At 32.6% G+C, this 19,222-nt stretch carries 14 protein-coding genes and 1 pseudogene; all 15 read left to right on the top strand.

Translation table 11 applies throughout. The features are described 5' to 3' along the window. Positions 1-208 precede the first annotated feature (208 nt). Positions 209-1,093: an RNase adapter RapZ gene (rapZ, locus tag C1715_RS02320; protein WP_102399063.1), complete on the top strand. Its 885-nt coding sequence runs from the start codon at positions 209-211 to the stop codon at positions 1,091-1,093. Continuing rightward, positions 1,090-2,427, top strand: a complete 1,338-nt coding sequence (locus C1715_RS02315) for a gluconeogenesis factor YvcK family protein (protein ID WP_102399062.1) — start codon at positions 1,090-1,092, stop codon at positions 2,425-2,427. Before rapZ ends, C1715_RS02315 begins: the two co-directional genes overlap by 4 nt. Before the next feature lies 1 nt (position 2,428). Continuing rightward, positions 2,429-3,379, top strand: coding sequence for a DNA-binding protein WhiA (gene whiA, locus C1715_RS02310; RefSeq protein WP_102399061.1), 951 nt, complete (start codon positions 2,429-2,431; stop codon positions 3,377-3,379). An 8-nt stretch (positions 3,380-3,387) separates the two neighbouring features. Then, entirely contained in the window at positions 3,388-4,686 is a 1,299-nt protein-coding gene (locus C1715_RS02305) for a DRTGG domain-containing protein (RefSeq protein WP_102399060.1), read from the top strand. A gap of 95 nt (positions 4,687-4,781) precedes the next feature. Then, entirely contained in the window at positions 4,782-8,258 is a 3,477-nt protein-coding gene (locus C1715_RS02300; RefSeq protein ID WP_102399059.1) for a DNA polymerase III subunit alpha, read from the top strand. A gap of 340 nt (positions 8,259-8,598) precedes the next feature. Then, positions 8,599-9,558, top strand: a complete 960-nt coding sequence (gene pfkA, locus C1715_RS02295) for a 6-phosphofructokinase (RefSeq protein ID WP_102399058.1) — start codon at positions 8,599-8,601, stop codon at positions 9,556-9,558. 89 nt (positions 9,559-9,647) lie between these two features. Next, positions 9,648-11,405, top strand: coding sequence for a pyruvate kinase (gene pyk / locus C1715_RS02290; protein WP_102399057.1), 1,758 nt, complete (start codon positions 9,648-9,650; stop codon positions 11,403-11,405). A gap of 361 nt (positions 11,406-11,766) precedes the next feature. Then, positions 11,767-11,904, top strand: a complete 138-nt coding sequence (locus C1715_RS02285; protein ID WP_102399056.1) for a DUF1540 domain-containing protein — start codon at positions 11,767-11,769, stop codon at positions 11,902-11,904. Between the two features lie 155 nt (positions 11,905-12,059). Further along, a complete protein-coding gene (gene rlmD, locus C1715_RS02280; RefSeq protein WP_102399055.1) occupies positions 12,060-13,433 on the top strand; it encodes a 23S rRNA (uracil(1939)-C(5))-methyltransferase RlmD in 1,374 nt (457 codons plus the stop codon). Positions 13,434-13,775: 342 nt separating this feature from the next. Further along, positions 13,776-13,991 carry a helix-turn-helix domain-containing protein gene (locus C1715_RS02275; protein WP_102399054.1) on the top strand — a complete coding sequence of 72 codons (216 nt, stop codon included), beginning with the start codon at positions 13,776-13,778 and terminating at the stop codon, positions 13,989-13,991. Between the two features lie 15 nt (positions 13,992-14,006). Continuing rightward, a complete protein-coding gene (locus tag C1715_RS02270; RefSeq protein WP_146005358.1) occupies positions 14,007-14,789 on the top strand; it encodes a hypothetical protein in 783 nt (260 codons plus the stop codon). Beyond that, complete coding sequence (locus C1715_RS02265) at positions 14,776-15,324, top strand: BREX protein BrxB domain-containing protein (RefSeq protein ID WP_102399052.1); 549 nt, start codon at positions 14,776-14,778, stop codon at positions 15,322-15,324. Before C1715_RS02270 ends, C1715_RS02265 begins: the two co-directional genes overlap by 14 nt. An 11-nt stretch (positions 15,325-15,335) precedes the next feature. Further along, a complete protein-coding gene (gene brxC, locus C1715_RS02260; RefSeq protein ID WP_102399051.1) occupies positions 15,336-18,755 on the top strand; it encodes a BREX system P-loop protein BrxC in 3,420 nt (1,139 codons plus the stop codon). A gap of 16 nt (positions 18,756-18,771) precedes the next feature. Beyond that, on the top strand, positions 18,772-18,906 hold the full coding sequence (locus tag C1715_RS19970; protein ID WP_278320077.1) for a hypothetical protein: 135 nt from the start codon (positions 18,772-18,774) through the stop codon (positions 18,904-18,906). 115 nt (positions 18,907-19,021) lie between these two features. Then, positions 19,022-19,222 (top strand): annotated as a pseudogene (locus C1715_RS02255) (IS4 family transposase); the annotation flags it as partial.

Genomic DNA, 19,222 nt, shown 5'->3' with positions numbered 1-19,222 from the left:
AAAACTACGAACAGAATATTATTGTATTCTGTTCGTAGTTTTTTATTTTTAATAAGCTAGTTTATAACTGAGGATTTAAAACTTCATTTAACATTTTAAATTATGAATGACAGAAGGATAAGTAATACAGCTAGTTACTGTAGTATGTTTTATGTTATAATAATAAAATAAAACTGTAATAGTAATAAAGATAGCGAGGTGTTCTTATATGAAATTTGTAATAGTTACAGGACTATCTGGAGCAGGAAAAACACAAGCTATACGATGCTTAGAAGATTTGGGATATTTTTGTGTAGATAATTTGCCAACTACTTTAATACCTAAGTTTGCAGAGGCTTGTTTTCAAACAGAAGGTAAAATAGATAAGATAGCGTTAGTAATAGATATTAGAGGTGGTAAATTCTTTGATGATTTATTTACAAGTTTAAATTATTTTAAATGTCAAGGATATCATTATGAAATTTTATTCTTAGAGGCTAGCGATGAGGTTTTAATAAAAAGATATAAAGAATCAAGAAGAAAGCATCCCCTAGCTCCAGAAGGAAGAGTTTTAACTGGTATAGATTCTGAAAGAGAAAAGTTAAGAGAAGTAAGAGAAAAAGCTAATCACATTATAGATACGACTAAGCTTTCTACTAGGGAGTTAAGAAATAAAATAACTAGCATATATGGTGACAAGGATCAAATAGAAAGTAAATTAATGATAACTGTCTTGTCATTTGGCTTTAAATATGGCATTCCTTTGGATTCTGATTTAGTATTTGATGTGAGATTTTTACCTAACCCATACTATATTCCAGAATTAAAGCAGTATTCTGGAAATGATAGTTCCGTAAGGGATTATGTAATGGACTTTAGAGAAACTAAAGATTTTATGGAAAAACTGGAGGATATGCTAAACTTTTTAATACCAAACTACATCAAAGAAGGAAAAAGACAGTTAATCATATCCATTGGATGTACAGGAGGAAGACATAGATCTGTAACTATAGCTAATGCTATGTACCAAAAATTAAGAGACAAGGGACATAACGTAACTATAGACCATAGAGATATAAATGAGGATGTTAGCAAGGGTGGTATGAAGATATGAAGCTAACTCAATGGTTGAAGCCGGGAATAAAAGTTAAAAGGTGGATACTTTTTGGAATTATGGGAATTCTTTTAATGGTGTTTGGAATAATAGAATTTTTAAATAAAATGTATTATAACATATACTACATAACTTTTTTTGTTTTTTTAATAGTATGTGGTATATTCACTCTTTACATTTCTATAAATCAAGGTATGAAATCAGTAATAGCACTTATAAATCAAGGATATTTAAAGGTATCCTTTGACTCGAAAAAATTGGGAAATTTAATATATGAAAAGAGATTATTGGTAAAGGGACCTAAAATAGTAGTAATTGGTGGGGGAACGGGTTTATCCACTATGTTAAGGGGACTTAAATATTATACATCAAACATTACAGCTATAGTTACAGTTGGAGATGATGGTGGGGGCTCAGGTGCCTTAAGGGAAGATCTGGGTATACTACCTCCGGGAGATATAAGAAACTGCATTTTATCTTTAGCGGATACGGAACCCTTAATGGAGGAGCTTTTGCAATATAGATTTGCAGAAGGAAGACTTAAAAATCAAAGCTTTGGAAATTTATTTTTAGCAGCTATGAATGGAATATCAGATAATTTTGAAGATGCAGTTCAGAAGATGAGCTCTGTTTTAGCGGTAACAGGTAAAGTATTGCCTGTTACTTTAGACGATATGATTTTAAAAGCTAGGTTAGAGAATGGAACTATAGTAGAAGGAGAATCTAATATACCAGAAGAGGCATTAAGATGTAATAGTAAAATAGATAGAATTTTTATAGAACCTGAAAATGCTAGAGCACTTAGAGAATCTGTACAATCCATAAAAGAGGCAGATGCCATAATTTTGGGACCAGGAAGTCTTTATACGAGTATAATGCCAAATCTTCTTGTAAAAGATATATCTAATGCAATAAAAAAGACAAAGGCACTAAAGATTTATGTGTGCAATATTATGACTCAACCTGGTGAAACAGATGATTTTACTGTGTCTGATCATATTAAAGCTGTGCGTAAACATGTGGGAGAAGGAATGATTAATTATGCCGTAGTGAATGATGGTGAAATTACTGATGAACTTGTAGATAAATACAAGCTTAAAACATCACATATAGTAAAATGTGATAATGAAGAATTAAAGTCTATGAATATAAATGTAGTAAAAGGTGATTTTATAAAAGTTAAAAAAGGTTTAATAAGGCATGATGCAGAAAAGCTGTCATCTATACTAATAGAAACAATTATGGATAAACAATTATTCTATGATAGGAAGAAGATACTTGAGTACTTCTACTTATCTGAAAGATTAAAGGAAAATAGAAGGGAAAGAAGTTAAGATGTCATTTTCGTCAAAGGTTAAAAGTGAAGTTTGTAGATATGTGGAAGTTTCTAGAGATGAGGCTATAGCTATATTAGCAGGAGTGATGAAAGTAAGTGGCACCATAGCTTTGGCATCAAACAAGCAATTAAGTTTTAAGATAACTACAGAAAATCCTAGTATTGCAAGACTGGTATTTAAATTGTTAAAAGCTCATTTTGATATACATGCTAAAATAATGGTTAAAAAAAATAATTCATTAAAGAAGAATAATGTTTATGTAATAATTATAAATGAAGAAATGGGAGTTGAAGACTTATTAAAAGTTGTTGGTGTCTTAAAACAGGAAGAGAGTTTTTCATTAGAATTTGGGATACCTTCAGATTTGGTTTATGATGATAAAACTAAAAAAGCCTTTATAAGAGGATCTTTTTTAGGGGGAGGAAGTATTAGCAATCCTGAAAAGACCTATCATTTAGAATTTGTAACTCACGATAATAACTATGCGGAAGAGCTTAGTGGTCTAATTAATACCTATGGTCTTAATTCAAAGGTCATACAAAGGAAAAGCAGTTATGTAATTTACATTAAAGAAGGAGAACAAATTTCTGATTTATTGAGTATTATAGGAGCTCATAGTTCATTGTTTTTTTTAGAAAATATAAGAATAATGAAGGAAATGAGAAATAATGTTAATAGATTGGTAAATTGTGAAACAGCTAATTTAAGTAAAACTGTAAATGCTGCAGTTAGGCAAGTAGAGAGTATAAAATTAATTGAAAGGGAAATTGGGTTAAAAAGACTTCCTAAAAACTTAAGAGAAATAGCTGAGCTTAGACTAAAGTATCCAGATGAGTCTCTAAAGGAATTAGGAGAAATGTTGAATCCTAAGGTTGGAAAATCAGGAGTAAACCACAGACTTAGAAAAATAGAAAAAATAGCAGAAGAATTAAGAAAAGAAGGCAGGTAGTAAATTTTATGTCTAAACATGAGAAAATATTGAATTATATTAATTCATTAACCCCTGGAACCAGAATTTCCGTAAGAGGCATTGCAGCAGAATTAGGTGTAAGTGAGGGAACAGCATATAGGGCCATAAAAGAATCAGAGGATTCAGGAATAGTATCAACTATTCCTAGAGTTGGAACTATAAGGGTAGAGAAAGTTGAAAAGAAAAGTAGAGAGCTTTTGACATATGCTGAAGTTGTTAATATAGTAGAAGGAAATATTTTTGGAGGAAAAGAAGGTATATATAAAACCTTAAGTAATTTTTTTATAGGAGCAATGACAGAGGATGCTGCTGCAAGATTTATTGAAAAATCATCTTTGGTTATAGTCGGAAATAGAGAAGAACTTCAAAGATTAGCATTAATGAATGAATGTGGAGTGCTCATAGCAGGTGGTTTTCAATGTAGTGAAGAAATTAAAAAATTAGGAGACGAAAAATGTTTGCCTATCATATCTTCTAGTTATGATACTTTTACTATAGCAAGTATGATAAATAGGGCTCTTTCTGAAAATATAATTAAAAAAGATATAATATTAGCAGAAGATATAATGACTGAGGCAGAATGTGTACTGGATACGGATAATGTAATAAAGTTTAAAGAATTAGTAAAAAAGAATAAACATGAAAGATTTCCAGTACTAGATAAGGATAATAAGTTAGTAGGTATAGTTACCTTAAGAGATATAAGTGATGGAGTTGATGATGAGGAACTTATAGGAAATGTAATGACAAAGAATCCTATAACAGTTTTTTCAAAAACTACTATAGCTTATGCTGCTCATATAATGGTCTGGGAAAATATAAAAATGTGTCCTGTGGTGCATAAAAAGAAGCTTTTAGGAGTCATAACTAGGAAGGATGTAATTAAAGCTCTTAAGTATGCATCAAGACAGGAACATGTAAAAGAAACTATGGAAGATTTAATTTTAGAGAATTTTAAATACCATAATGAAGATGGAAAAATACATTTTTATGGAGAAATAATTCCTGAAATGTTAAATGAGCTAGGAACAGCTTCCAGCGGAGCTTTGAATATGCTTCTTTCTACTACTGCTGAAATTACTGTGCGAAACAAAAATAATGTTAGCATATATGTGGACAACATAGTAACTTATTTTATGAGACCAGTTCAAATGAACAGACCTATAGATATATATACAGAAATTGTTGATATGGGTAGAAATTCATGCAAAGTGGAAGTAAGCATGTATAATAAAACTAGAGATTTAATAGCAAAAACCATATTGTCAGCTAAAATACTAAATTAAGACTTGATAACTTGCTTTCTCAATAGTTTAGGAAAATTATGAGTAGGCAAGTTTTTATAAAATAGAAATCAGTACACCAGAAAGGAGGAGATTATATGGATTTTGTTCATCTTCATGTACATACAGAGTATAGTTTATTAGATGGTTCAGGCAAGGTTGACAAACTTATAGCTAGGGCTAAAGAATTAGGAATGCATAGCCTTGCCATAACGGATCATGGAACTATGTATGGATGTGTAGAATTTTATAAGGAAGCTAAAAAACAAGGTATAAAACCTATAATAGGATGTGAAATATATGTAGCTGAAAAGTCTATGGAATTAAAGGATAATAAGGAAAATAGCATACATCATTTAGTACTTTTAGTAAAGAATGAAAAGGGCTATGAAAATTTAATGAACATAGTTTCCACAGCATCTATAGATGGATTTTATTATAAACCTAGAGTAGACCATGAATACCTAAAAAAGCATAGTGAAGGACTTATAGCAACTAGTGCATGTTTAGGCGGAGAAGTTCAAGCAAATATATTGAAGGGAAACATAGAAAAGGCCAAAAAAACTGCGCTTTTATATAAGGAAATATTTAAAGAAGGGTTTTATTTAGAACTTCAATATCATGGACTTCAAGATCAACTAAAGGTAAATGATGAACTTATAGAACTGTCAAAACAGTTAGATATACCGTTGATTGCAAGTAATGATGTACATTATATAAACAAGGAAGATACTAAAGCTCACGATGTACTTCTATGTATTCAAACAGGTAAGACAGTAGATGATGAAAATAGAATGAGGTATCCATCGGGGCAATTTTATTTAAGATCACCAGAGGAAATGTACAATCAGTTCTCCTATGCTAAAGAGGCACTAGAAAATACTGTGAAAATAGCAGAACAATGTAATTTTGATTATGAATTTCATGTATCTAAACTTCCGGAATTCCCTTTGCAAAAGGGGCAGGATCATTATAAATATTTGAGAGAGCTATGCTATAAAGGTTTAGAGGAAAGGTATCAAGACATAGGATCGGAATTAGAGGAGAGATTGGAATACGAGCTGGGCATAATAAATCAAATGGGATATGTGGATTATTTTCTTATAGTTTGGGATTTCATAAGGTTTGCTAGGGAAAATAGCATAATGACAGGACCAGGCAGAGGTAGTGGAGCTGGATCGTTAGTGGCGTATACCTTAGGAATAACAAAAATAGATCCAATAAAATACGGGCTCATATTTGAAAGATTTCTTAATCCGGAGCGTGTGTCTATGCCAGATATAGATAGTGATTTTTGCTATGAAAGAAGGCAAGAGGTTATAGATTACGTGGTGGACAAATATGGAGAAAACAATGTATCTCAAATCATAACTTTTGGTACCATGGCAGCTAGAGCTTGCATTAGGGATGTGGGTAGAGCACTTAATTATTCCTATGCTGAGGTAGATAAAATAGCTAAGATGATACCTATAGTGCAGGGGGGTATAACCATAGATAAAGCCTTGGATATGAATCCAGAGCTTAAACTCATATATGAAGATGATGATAGAGTAAAAGAGCTTATTGACATAGCGAGAAATTTAGAAGGGCTTCCTAGGCATACATCCACCCATGCAGCTGGTGTAGTTATAGCATCTAAACCTTTAGTAAATTATGTACCACTTCAAAAAAATGATGACAATATAGTGGCACAATTCCCTATGGGAACTCTAGAAGAGCTTGGACTTTTAAAGATGGACTTCTTGGGATTACGTACTCTAACTGTAATAAGAGATGCGCTTAATATAATAAAGAGAACTAAAAATATAGACATTGACTTAGATAAATTAGGTTTTGAAGATAAAAATGTGTATCGCATGATTGGAGAGGGCAAGACCACAGGGGTGTTTCAGCTAGAGTCCACGGGCATGACTAGCTTTATGAAAGAATTAAAGCCGGACTCTTTAGAAGATATAATAGCGGGTATAAGTCTTTACAGACCAGGCCCTATGGCAGAAATACCAAATTACTTAAAAAATAAAAAGAACCCAAAGGAAATTCAGTACTTAACTCCAGAATTAGAGCCTATATTAAATGTAACTTATGGGTGTATGGTTTATCAAGAACAGGTTATGGAAATTGTTAGAAAGTTAGCTGGATATTCTATGGGAAGAAGTGATTTGGTTAGACGTGCTATGTCTAAAAAGAAGCACGATGTAATGCTTAAGGAGAGACAAAATTTTATACATGGAATAGTGGATGAAGAGGGCAAGGTACTGGTACCAGGATGTGTTAGAAATGGCATAAGCGAAGAGGTAGCAAATAAGATATTTGACCTTATGATGGACTTTGCATCCTATGCCTTTAATAAATCTCACGCTGCTGCATATGCAGTTGTAGGATATCATACAGCATACTTAATGTGTTACTATCCTACAGAATTTATAGCAGCTATGCTAAATAGTGTTAGAGGTGACAATGAAAAAGTAGCACACTATATAAGATTTGCTAAGGATGCAGGTATAGAAGTACTTCCGCCAGATATAAATGAAAGTTTTACTGATTTTACAGTTCAAAATGGTAAAATAAGATTTGGTATGTCTGCAATAAAAAATATAGGAGTAAATGTGGTAGATAGTATAGTAAAATCTAGAGAAGAAAGTGGAAAGTTCAATGATTTTATAGATTTTTGTAATAAAATAGACTCCAGTTCTGTTAATAAAAGAGCAGTGGAAAGTCTTATAAAATGTGGCGCTTTTGATAATTTTTCTGTATATAGATCCAAGCTTTTAGCGGTTTATGAAAAGGTGCTAGATGGAATAAACAATAGAAATAAAAAAAATATAAAGGGACAAATGAGTTTATTTGATACTGTAGAAGAACCTATAATGGATTTAGGAGTAGTTTACCCTAATATACAGGAATTCGATAAAAAATATATTTTGTCTATGGAAAAGGAAATGACGGGCTTGTATATATCAGGTCATCCACTAGATGAATATGTAGAATCCTTAAAAGCTATTACGGATACTAGAACTACAGATATAATTATAAATGAAAATATAGAAGAAAGTGTAACAGTAAGTGAAAATGATTTAAAGGTGAAAGATGGAGACAGAGTAGTCATAGGAGGAATCATTTCTAGCTTAAGCAAGAAAGTTACTAGAAGCAATACTATGATGTGTTTTATGGCTTTGGAAGATTTGTATGGTACTATAGAAGTGGTGGTATTTCCAAAGGTATTAGATAAGTATAAAGACTTTATAAGTGAAGATGAGTTAATCATAGTTAAAGGAAGAGTTAGTATGAGAGAAGATGAGCAGCCTAAAATACTCTGTGATACAGTAGAGCCACTTGTAAAGATAAATAGCAGTAAGATATATATACTTGTGGAAGATGAGAGTAAAATTAAATTAGCCTCAAGCAATATTAGAAAATTAGCGGAAGAATTTAGTGGAAACATACCAGTTTATATATGTACTAGCAGGGAAAGAAAGAAATATAGAGTTAATAGAGATTTGTGGTTAAGTGATGAACCAGAGGTTATGAGTAATCTTGTGCAATTATTTTCCTATGAAAATGTAAAAAAACAATGAAAAAATATAGAAAACATCAACTAAATATTTTTAGATGGTGTTTTTTATATTAATTTCTATTATGCGTATGTATTTTTTGAAAAAATAGTTGAGAAAAGGTTTAAAATCTTAGATTATTGCATATAGTCATTTTTAAATAGTTTGAATAAAGTCTATTTTTTTATTAAACTAAAATTACGAGAGAAAATAAATGAATAATTATATTTTAATAGTGAAAAATATCTAGTGAAATGATATAATAAAAAATGTGTAGGAAGTTGTCAAAAACATATATTTTACCATATGATTTTAATAAATGTGGGACAAAGTATGTCCTAGCGGTCGTAGGAGGGAACAGCTTATGAAAACTATAGGTATATTAACAAGTGGTGGAGATGCACCAGGAATGAATGCTGCTATAAGAGCAGTGGTTAGAACAGCACTAGACAAAGGTTTAAGAGTAATGGGAATTCAACGTGGATATAGCGGCCTTATAAATGGAGAAATTTTTGAAATGAATAGACATAGTGTATCAGACATAATACATAAAGGAGGCACTATACTTAGAACTGCTAGATGTGAGGAATTTAAAACTGAAGAGGGAAGAAAAAGAGCTGCTAATGTTTTAAAAATTTTTGGAGTAGATGGACTAGTAGTTATTGGTGGCGACGGCTCTTTTACAGGCGCAAGATTATTATCTGAGCTAGGAGTATCAACAGTTGGAATTCCAGGAACAATAGATAATGATTTAGCTTATACTGAGTATACTATAGGATTTGATACAGCTTTAAATACAGTATTAGATGCTATAAATAAACTTAGAGATACATCTACTTCTCATGAAAGAGTAAGTGTAGTAGAAGTAATGGGAAGAAACTGTGGAGATATAGCACTATATGCTGGATTAGCTGGTGGAGCTGAAAGTGTAATAATTCCTGAAAAAGGATATGATGTAGATGAATTATGTAGAACTATATTAGAGGGTAAATTAAGAGGAAAAATGCACAATTTAATTGTTCTTGCAGAAGGTGTAGGAGGAGCAGCAGAATTAGCAAAAAAAATAGAAGAAGTTACTGGAATAATAACTAGAGCTACTGTTCTTGGTCATATACAAAGAGGAGGAAGTCCTACAGCTTTTGATAGGGTGTTAGCAGCTAGATTAGGAGCAAAGGCTGTAGACACGCTTTTAGAAGGTAAAATGGCAAGGGTTGTAGGGATTAAAGATGGAAAGATAGTAGATCAAGATATAAATGAAGCATTATCTACAGAAAGAGAGTTTGATGAAAAATTATACGATATAGCAAGAGCATTATCTTACTAGAATAATTAATGAGCATTATATTGGGTAAACTAATATTAATAACGTCTTCCATTATATAAAATTAATATTTAATAAGGAGAGTATATTTCATGAAAAAAACAAAAATTATATGTACTATAGGACCTGCAAGTGATAATGAAGAAATTTTATCAAAGTTAATGGAAGCAGGGATGAATGCTTCTAGACATAATTTTTCTCATGGAGACCATGAAGAGCACAAAGTAAGAATGAATCTTGTAAAAAAATTAAGAGAAGAGTATAAAAAGCAAATTGCTATAATACTTGATACAAAAGGTCCAGAAATAAGAACAGGTAATTTTTCAGAGGAAGCTGTTCAGTTAAAAGAAGGACAGAAATTTACTATATACTGCGGAGAAGAAGTTTTAGGAGATGAAACTAAGTGCTCTGTAACTTATGAAGAATTATGTGAAGATGTAAATGCTGGAGATACTATATTAATAGATGATGGTCTAGTTGGTCTACAAGTAGAAAGTATAGAAAAAAACAAAGTACACTGTATAGTTAAAAACAGTGGAGAAGTTTCAAATCATAAGGGTGTAAATGTACCAGGAGTTTCTATAAATCTGCCAGCTTTAACAGAGAAAGATAAGGACGATTTATTATTTGGTATAGAAGAGGGAGTAGATATAATAGCTGCTTCATTTATAAGAAAAGCATCAGACGTTTTAGAAATAAGAAAACTCTTAGCTAAAAATGATGGAAGTGACATACAAATTTTCTCTAAAATAGAGAATGCTGAAGGTGTAAACAACATAGATGACATAATAAAGTTTTCTGATGGAATAATGGTAGCTAGAGGAGATCTAGGTGTAGAGATACCTACAGAAGAAGTGCCAGTAGTGCAAAAGATGATAATAGAAAAGTGTAATAGAGTAGGTAAGCCAGTAATTACAGCTACTCAAATGTTAGACTCTATGATAAGAAACCCAAGACCAACAAGAGCGGAAGCTTCAGATGTAGCTAATGCTATATTTGATGGCACAGATGCCATAATGTTAAGCGGTGAAACAGCTAAAGGAAAGTGGCCAGTAGAGGCAGTGACAACTATGGCTAAAATAGCTATGAGAACGGAAGAGGCACTAGATAATAATAAAAGGTTACAAAAGAGAATGGAAGCGCACATACCTAACGTAGCTAATGCTATAAGCTTAAGTGCAGTAACTACTGCAGAACAGTTAAGTGCTTCTGCTATAATCACAGCTACACAAAGTGGAAGTACTGCAAAAAGAGTTTCAAGCTATAGACCAGATTGTCCTATAATAGCAGTAACTCCAAATGAAAAGGTAGCTAGAAAACTAGCACTTAACTGGGGGGTATTTCCATTAGTTACTTCTCAATACAAATCTACAGATGAACTTATAGATCAATCTGTAAATATAGCTTTAGAAGAGGGATATATAAATAAAGGTGACCTAGTAATAATAGCAGCAGGTATTCCAGTGCAATATTCAGGAACTACCAACATGTTAAAAGTCCATATAGCTGGAGATATACTAGTACAAGGTAAGGGCGCAGGAAATAGACCGGGATATGGTGTAGCTCATGTGGTAAATTCCCCAGAAGAAGCTAATAGAGTAGTTCAAGAAGGAGAAATCTTAATAGTAAAAGATTTAAATAAAGAATATATAGATTCTTTAGATAGAGCTGTTGGAATAATAGCAGAAAATGGTGGACTTACATCTCACATGGCTATCGAATGTATATCTAGAGAAATTCCAATAATCTGTGGAGCAGAAAATGCTACAAACATTATAAAAACGGGTTCATTTATAACTATGGACATAGGAAGAGGAGTAGTATATAGCGGAAGAGCTAATGTAAGATAAAAAATATATAAAAAACTATTGATTTAATTTCATTTTTGTTGTAAAATTATATTTCATACGTATATTTATTTTTTTAATGGATATACTATTATAATAGAAAATATTGGCAACTGATTTTACGACCTTGCACCCTATTTGGGTGTATTTTTTTTGTATAAAATATCTGAATAAAAAATTTTTAGGGTATCAAACTATTATAGAAAAAAGAATTATTATGGAGTTTTAGTATTTATCCCGGTATAACAAAAGGTATAAAACATATAATTAATGTAATTTCACAAAAATGTTTAAGAGTATATCAATTATTTTTAACGTATTTTGAGCAGAGGCTAAACAGATATTTACCAATGAATCCATTCAAATGAGCCCAGAAATAAAATGTAATGCAGAGAAATGTATGTATAATTCCGATGGTATATGTAAAGCTGATTATGTGAGTATATCAGGAATGGGCAAGGGAGAAAAAGAAAACACTAATTGCGAAACCTTTTATAAGTAAATATTAGAATATTGTACAAAAAGTATCATTAAAATATTATATTAACTAGATGTTATTGTCAATAATAGAATAACTGGTGTTTTTAGTTTATAATGTAGTATAGAATAGTGAATAATAAAAAGGATTTAAATTAAATATATTGAAAGGTTGATACGATGAATAAGGAAATTCCAGTTAAGAAAAATGAAGAATACATAATAGATATATCGGGCATGGGATATGATGGGGAAGGCATAGGAAAAGTAGAAAATTTTACAGTGTTCATTCCTGGAGCCATAGAAGGAGAAAATGCAAAGGTTAAAATATTAAGTGTTAAGAAAAATTATGGTTACGGAAAACTTATGGAGATAATAAAGCCTTCAGAAAAAAGAGTTGCTCCTGTTTGTCCTTCCTTTGGGAAATGTGGAGGATGCGGTATTCAGCACTTAGATTACAGTTATCAACTTCAAATTAAGAGAAAAAGAGTAGAAGATGCATTAGAGAGAATAGGAAAGCTAGAGAGAATTACAGTACATAATACCATAGGTATGGATAACCCTTATGACTATAGAAATAAAGTGCAGCTTCCAGTAGGAGAAGATAAAAATGGCAACATAGTAGTAGGATTTTACGCTCCAAGAAGTCATAATATAATAGATATAGATACTTGTTTTATTCAAGAAGAGGTTTCTTACAAAGTAGTGCAGCTAATAAAGGTGTGGATGAATAAATACCATATAAAACCTTACAATGAGGAAAAGCACAATGGTTTAGTGAGACATATAATGGTGAGAAAAGGTTTTAAAACTAGAGAAGTTATGGTAGTTATTGTGACTAATGGGGATAAGTTGCCTAATAAAGATGAATTAATTAAATCTATTGTGGATAACATAGAGGGAATTCACAGTATAATTCAAAATGTAAATAGTAAAAGAACCAATGTGATATTAGGTTCTAAGTGTAAAACCTTATGGGGACAAGAACACATAACTGATTACATAGAAAAATTTAAATTTAATATATCACCTCTTTCCTTTTTCCAAGTAAACCCTGGGCAAACTGAAGTACTGTACAGAAAAGCTCTAGAGTATGCAGATTTAAAGGGAGATGAAGTGGTATTTGATGCCTATTGTGGTACAGGAACTATTTCTTTGTTTTTATCTCAAAAGAGCAAAAGAGTATACGGTGTAGAGATAATTAAGGAAGCCATAGAGAATGCCAGAGAAAACAGTAAGGTAAACAATATAAACAATGCCGAATTTATAGTAGGTAAATCCGAAGAGGAAATACCAAAGCTTATTTCAAAGGGCATAATACCAGATGTAGTAGTAGTAGATCCCCCAAGAAAGGGCTGTGAAAAAACACTTGTAGAGTCCATATGTAAAAGTAATCCTAAGAAAGTGGTTTATGTTTCCTGTGACCCAGGAACTTTGGCTAGGGATTTAGCAATTTTTCACGAATTAGGATATAAAACAGAGGAAGTACAGCCGGTGGACATGTTTCCACAAACAATGCACGTGGAAACCGTCTGTCTGCTGACAAGAAAATAGATGTATAAGCCCTTGAGAATGGCGCATTTACGGTATTTTCAGGGGTTTGTTTATTTATTGATGGTGGGTAAAGTGATAGATTTTGGGTGTGTTTTAAGGGATTTAGGAAAAAGAGCTGAATTGAACTCACCCATGTAAATGTAGTTTTGCTTTAAGGGTTCAACCGTTTAGCAAAGTAAGCGTTGTTTATGAGTTTTCCCTGATGAGATTCGTTTCACCTTGGAAATAGTATAGATTATGATTTCTGATTCTAATTAGAAAAATTAGGAAAATTATTCTGATAATTTATAGACAATGCTATATAGACAATGCTATAATTAGGTTTATAGGAGTGTGATTAAAATGGCAATTTCTGAAACAATAAAAGCTATAAGAAATGAGCTCAAGATGACCCAAACTGAATTTGCGGATGCGGTTCATGTTAGCTTTTCAACTGTAAACCGTTGGGAAAATAATAAAGTGGTGCCTAATAGAATGGCGCGCGCTCTTATCATAGATTACTGTGAAAAGAATGGTGTAAATGAAATACTTATAAAGACGTTAAAGGATTATAAATAGATGGAAGGTGATTACATGGAAAACTCAATACTAGAGAAGTTTGGTTTTAAGTTTAATAAAAGGAGTGTACATACCGGTCGGACAATAATGTTGGAAGAGTTATCAAAGCTAATTGAAGCTGTTCCCGATGCGATTAATTATGATAAATATGTTGAAGCGATTATAGATCAGAATTGCCTACTGAAGAGGTCGTCTTCTTCTCGAAAAATAACGGCAAGTTTTTTAACGGAACTATATTCACTTGATCCTACATTATCAATTTTTCGGACCTTATTATTTTTCTGGAACCGAGATGAAGAAGCAAGACCACTTCTAGCAATGCTCTGTGCTGTTTGTAGAGATAGAGTGCTAAATCACTCTTTCAAAGAGATTAGATCATTAGAACTTAATACTGAAGTTCAAAAAAAAGCAATAGAAGAATTGATTGATGACATGGAGCCAAATCGTTTTAGCGAATCAACACTACAATCAATGGCTCGAAATATTTTGTCTAGTTGGACAAAAAGTGGACACCTAAAAGGGAGACGAGAAAAAGTCAGAGCCCAAGCTAAAGCTACTCCTTCCACTGTGGCTTATGCTATTTATCTTGGTTATTTAGCAGGAGAGAGAGGACCAGCACTTTTTGAAACGAAGTATATGGAGATAAATGATTGTTCAAAAGAAATGGCAATTGAACTTGCAGAAAATGCTTCAGCACGGGGATGGATAAATTATAAGCGGATAGGTAATGTGATGGAGATTTCACTTCCAAATCTTATAACAAAAGAGGAGGCAGAGATAATTTATGAGCAAAATTGATATATTATTGAAGAATTATGAAAACTCCATAATTATACCTTGGAGAGACTTAGCAGCAGCTCAAAGAGTAATATTTGCTGTTTATAATGAGTCTGATGAGAGAAGGCTAAAAGCCAAGATTCCTGAGTTTGAAATTATCACAAGAAATTTGAATCATGGTTGGTATGAATTCGATCTAACAGATACATTTTCTGAGTGGATGCATAGTCAACGATATGCAAAGAGTTATTATAAAAACCCAAAACTACTGTCTAATATTATTCACAAATATGCTGAATACATCGAAGAGAAATTCAGAGAATTTATTGATAGCGAAGATATTACTGATGAAGATGTAGTTACTATTTCTGGGGTTGGTTCAGTATTCGGATTTATCAAGGTGAGAGATTTAGTTGATAGATTATCACCAATGGTAAAAGGAAGACTTCTGGTGTTCTTCCCTGGAAGTTATGAGAACAATAATTATCGGTTACTTGATGGGTATGATGGTTGGAATTATCATGCACTACCCATTACGTGTAATAAGAAAATCTAGGGGGGATATAGATGTTTAACAAAGATGTTTATATGATAAATCCATTAGAACGAAAGCTTGTTAATGAGGGTGTAGCAAGTGTTAATGATAGAAACCTCAATGTACTTCGTTATGAGGTAGAAACTTTTGTTTGTGATGGACAGTATGAGAAGGGTATGGAACATATCCTTGATGTTTATTTGAGAAAATTAGGACATGAGCAACAGCCAGCGGTTTGGGTCAGCGGCTTTTTTGGTTCAGGTAAATCGCATTTAGTTAAAATGCTGGCTGCGTTTTGGCAAGATGTTGAATTCCAGGATGGCGCAAGAGCCAGATCATTAGCAGATTTACCAGATAGCATAAAAATTCACCTTCATGAACTAAGTACTCAATCCAAAAGATATGGTGGGTTACATGCGGCAACAGGGACATTGGGTGCTGGAGCAAGTGGAAGTGTAAGATTGGCACTGCTTCGAATTATTTATAAATCGGTTGGATTACCAGAAAATTATGCAAATGCTTCATTTGTTATGTGGTTGAAGGCTGAGAATATTTTCGACCAAGTCAAGGAAAAGGTTGAATCTAAAGGATATGATTGGAATGAGGAACTAGATAATCTTTATGTGGCAGAAGGACTTCATGAAAGTTTATCAGAAGTTAAACCTAATCTGTTCCCAACACCTGAAAGCTGTGTTGAGACTTTAAATAATAGGTTCCCGAATAAGTTAGATGTCACTAGTGATGAAATGATTAAGTCAATTAAAGATGCATTATCAAGTGATGGACATATGCCTTTGACCTTAGTTGTACTGGATGAAGTTGAGCAATATATTGGGGATAGCACACAAAGAGCTATGGATGTGCAAGAAGTTGTTGAAGCCTGCAGTAAACAGATAGGAAGTAAATTACTTTTTATTGGAACTGGGCAAACAGCTGTAACAGGAACAGCGTTACTTAAGAAATTAGAAGGTCGTTTTACAGTAAGAATAGAATTATCTGATACTGATGTTGATGCAGTTGTTAGAAAAGTAATATTGGCTAAGAAACCAGACAAAGTTCAAGAAATAAGAAAAATAATGGAGAGAAACATTGGTGAAATTTCTAGACACTTAAGCGCAACCAGCATTGGGCATAATCAAAGGGATGCAGAATACTTTATTCAAGATTACCCCATATTACCAGTTAGAAGAAGATTTTGGGAAAATACATTGAGAGTCTTAGATCAAACAGGTACAGATAGTCAGTTAAGGAATCAGCTGAGTATGGTTCATAAAGCTGCTCAATTTAATATGAATGAACCATTGGGTAATGTGATTCCTGCAGATTATTTATACTATGATTTAGCAGATAAAATGCTTCATGCTAGAGTTTTGCCAAGAAAAGTGCATGAAAAAACTATGTTGTGGCACACGCAAGGAGATGATGAAAAACTAGTTTCTAGAGCTTGCGGACTGATTTTTCTAATTAATAAATTAGCTGGAAGTAACAATGAGATTGGAATAAAAGCGAATATAGACACTTTGGCAGATCTCATGGTCACTGATTTATCTAGTGGGAGTTCACATCTCAGAAGTAGACTTAGTGGCCTATTAGATGATTGCGAAATATTGATGAAAGTTAACGATGAATACAGAATACAAACTGAGGAAAATTTAGCCTGGTTAGATGAGTATGCGAGTAATCAAAATATTCTTCGAAATGAAATGCATAGGGTAAATGCTGAAAGAGAAGATAGAATTAAAAAGAAATTTGTTGAAACAGTTGGGAAATCAACAGTTATGCATGGACAGTCAAAGGTCGTTAGAGATATTAATTTCTTTTTTGGCACAACACTACCGGCAGATGCTAATAAGAATGTATATGTTTGGGTCAGAAATGAATGGAGTACTGATGAAGATTCAGTAAGGATTGATGCAAGACAAGCAGGAAACCAATCACCTACCATCTATGTGTTTATCCCAAAGAGAGCAGAGATTATAAATTATCTAGTGGAATCAAAAGCTTCTGCTGCTACTCTAAGTAAAAAGGGCTCTCCGGCTCCTATAACACCTGAAGGTAAAGAGGCTATGGCAGCGATGGAGACAATTAAAAACAATGCAGAAAGAAATATTGGTGAATTGTTAAGAGAAGCATTATCTGAAGCTAAGGTCTTCCAAGCAGGTGGGAATGAGATTATTGAAGGAAATCTCAAGGAAGCTATACTATCTGCTGCAAATAACTCGATTCATAGATTATATCAGGATTTTGATATTGCAGATAATCCAAATTGGAATAAAGTATTTGCTAAAGCTAAAGAAGGTGCACCTGATTCACTTAAATATGTAGGTTTTAATGGAGATGTTTCTGAACATGCTGTATGTAAAAAAGTTATGAATTATATAGGTAGCGGCAAAAAAGGAACAGATATCAGAAAAGAATTTGAAAATGCGCCTTATGGTTGGTCTGGAGATGCTATCGATGGATCATTACTTGCATTAATGGTTGCAGGGCTAATTCGCTGTTTGGGTGAGTCCGGGAATTTGGTTAATCCAAAAGATATTGAAAGAAAACAGATTGGTAAGATGACTTTTAAAATTGAATCTGTGACAATCTCTACTATACAAAGAATCCAGATTAGGAAGTTGTATCAAAAAGCAGGTATAAAGGCAGATGCTGGCAACGAGTCGTTGAAATCTGATGACTTCATTAGCTACATGCTAGAGCTTGCAGAAGATGCTGGAGGATTAGAACCAAGACCAGAAAAGCCAGATACGTCGTTAATTAATGAACTTAAGTTCCAGGCAGGTAATGAGCAGCTACTATCTATATATGAAAATAGAAATGAATTAGAAACTCTAATTGAAGATTGGTCGAAGCTGAAAGTGAATATTGAAAGCAGAATAATCAATTGGGATAAATTCGAAAAGATGATGTCTCTTGTTTCTGATGAAGATGTAGTCAGTGACATAAAAAATCAAGCTCGATCTATAAAAGAAGAACGCCAACTTCTTCATGATCCTGACATGATAGTACCGCTTCTGAGGTCTTTGGAAAATACATTAAGAGCAACAATAAACACGAAATATTCAAAGTATGCAAGTGCGTACGACTATTTATATAAGAAGTTAACTAACAACGAATCGTGGAATAGATTAACTGAAGATAAGAGAACAAATATATCAAAACAAAATGGTCTCTCAAAAATTCAACCTATAGCTTTAGGTTCATATGAAGAATTATTGAGTGCTTTGAAGCAGTATCCACTTAAATCATGGGCGGATAGAGAAGCTGCATTACAAGCAAAATTCAATAAAGCTACCGAGATGGCAGCTAAAGAACTCGAACCAAAGTTACAGATGGTAGATATACCTAAACGCACACTAAAGTCAGAAGAAGATATTAATAGTTGGATTGAAGAAATTAGAGATCAGCTTAAAGAAAAATTAGTCGATGGACCAATAGTTGTACGCTAATAAGGAGGTGAAATGAGTGAAACCTTTATCAAAGGAATTAAGAAATAAATTTGAAAGAACAATAGAGAATGCTAGAGAAGTAGCAGAAGAAGCAGCAAAAATTGCTTTAGAACAACTTGGAGTAGGTGAAGCTCTGACTTACAGACAGTAAAAAGGGGATGCTATCCAAGGTTTAAATTACCAATAAAAAAAGGGTTAAAAAAATATAGCTACCGCCTTAAAATATAAGTTATAAACAACAATAACTTAATAAAAAGGAGATAGCTATGACCAATTCACAAGAATATATTACAGCAGAATTAGAAAAAATACTATATGAAATATTACCCATAACAAGTAAACGGTTAAAGAATCTAGTAAATATAATCATAGGAATAATACTTTCTGAATCTGTAATAATATCGAAGATATCAGAGAAATTGAATGATTCTTATACTGATGCAACTGAAGCTAGTAAAATAAAAAAA

It is taken from the genome of Haloimpatiens massiliensis, assembly GCF_900184255.1.
GTDB lineage: Bacteria > Bacillota > Clostridia > Clostridiales > Clostridiaceae > Haloimpatiens > Haloimpatiens massiliensis.
This window is presented reverse-complemented; position numbering and strand designations above follow the sequence as displayed.

What these genes read in the sequence shown, in the direction of transcription:
- C1715_RS02265 (WP_102399052.1), top strand. Translation starts at nt 14,776, where the DNA reads ATGAGCAAAATTGATATATTATTGAAGAATTATGAAAACTCCATAATT.
- C1715_RS02270 (WP_146005358.1), top strand. Translation starts at nt 14,007, where the DNA reads ATGGAAAACTCAATACTAGAGAAGTTTGGTTTTAAGTTTAATAAAAGG.
- rapZ (WP_102399063.1), top strand. Translation starts at nt 209, where the DNA reads ATGAAATTTGTAATAGTTACAGGACTATCTGGAGCAGGAAAAACACAA.
- C1715_RS02315 (WP_102399062.1), top strand. Translation starts at nt 1,090, where the DNA reads ATGAAGCTAACTCAATGGTTGAAGCCGGGAATAAAAGTTAAAAGGTGG.
- C1715_RS02275 (WP_102399054.1), top strand. Translation starts at nt 13,776, where the DNA reads ATGGCAATTTCTGAAACAATAAAAGCTATAAGAAATGAGCTCAAGATG.
- C1715_RS02285 (WP_102399056.1), top strand. Translation starts at nt 11,767, where the DNA reads ATGAGCCCAGAAATAAAATGTAATGCAGAGAAATGTATGTATAATTCC.
- rlmD (WP_102399055.1), top strand. Translation starts at nt 12,060, where the DNA reads ATGAATAAGGAAATTCCAGTTAAGAAAAATGAAGAATACATAATAGAT.
- C1715_RS02305 (WP_102399060.1), top strand. Translation starts at nt 3,388, where the DNA reads ATGTCTAAACATGAGAAAATATTGAATTATATTAATTCATTAACCCCT.
- C1715_RS02300 (WP_102399059.1), top strand. Translation starts at nt 4,782, where the DNA reads ATGGATTTTGTTCATCTTCATGTACATACAGAGTATAGTTTATTAGAT.
- pfkA (WP_102399058.1), top strand. Translation starts at nt 8,599, where the DNA reads ATGAAAACTATAGGTATATTAACAAGTGGTGGAGATGCACCAGGAATG.
- whiA (WP_102399061.1), top strand. Translation starts at nt 2,429, where the DNA reads ATGTCATTTTCGTCAAAGGTTAAAAGTGAAGTTTGTAGATATGTGGAA.
- brxC (WP_102399051.1), top strand. Translation starts at nt 15,336, where the DNA reads ATGTTTAACAAAGATGTTTATATGATAAATCCATTAGAACGAAAGCTT.
- pyk (WP_102399057.1), top strand. Translation starts at nt 9,648, where the DNA reads ATGAAAAAAACAAAAATTATATGTACTATAGGACCTGCAAGTGATAAT.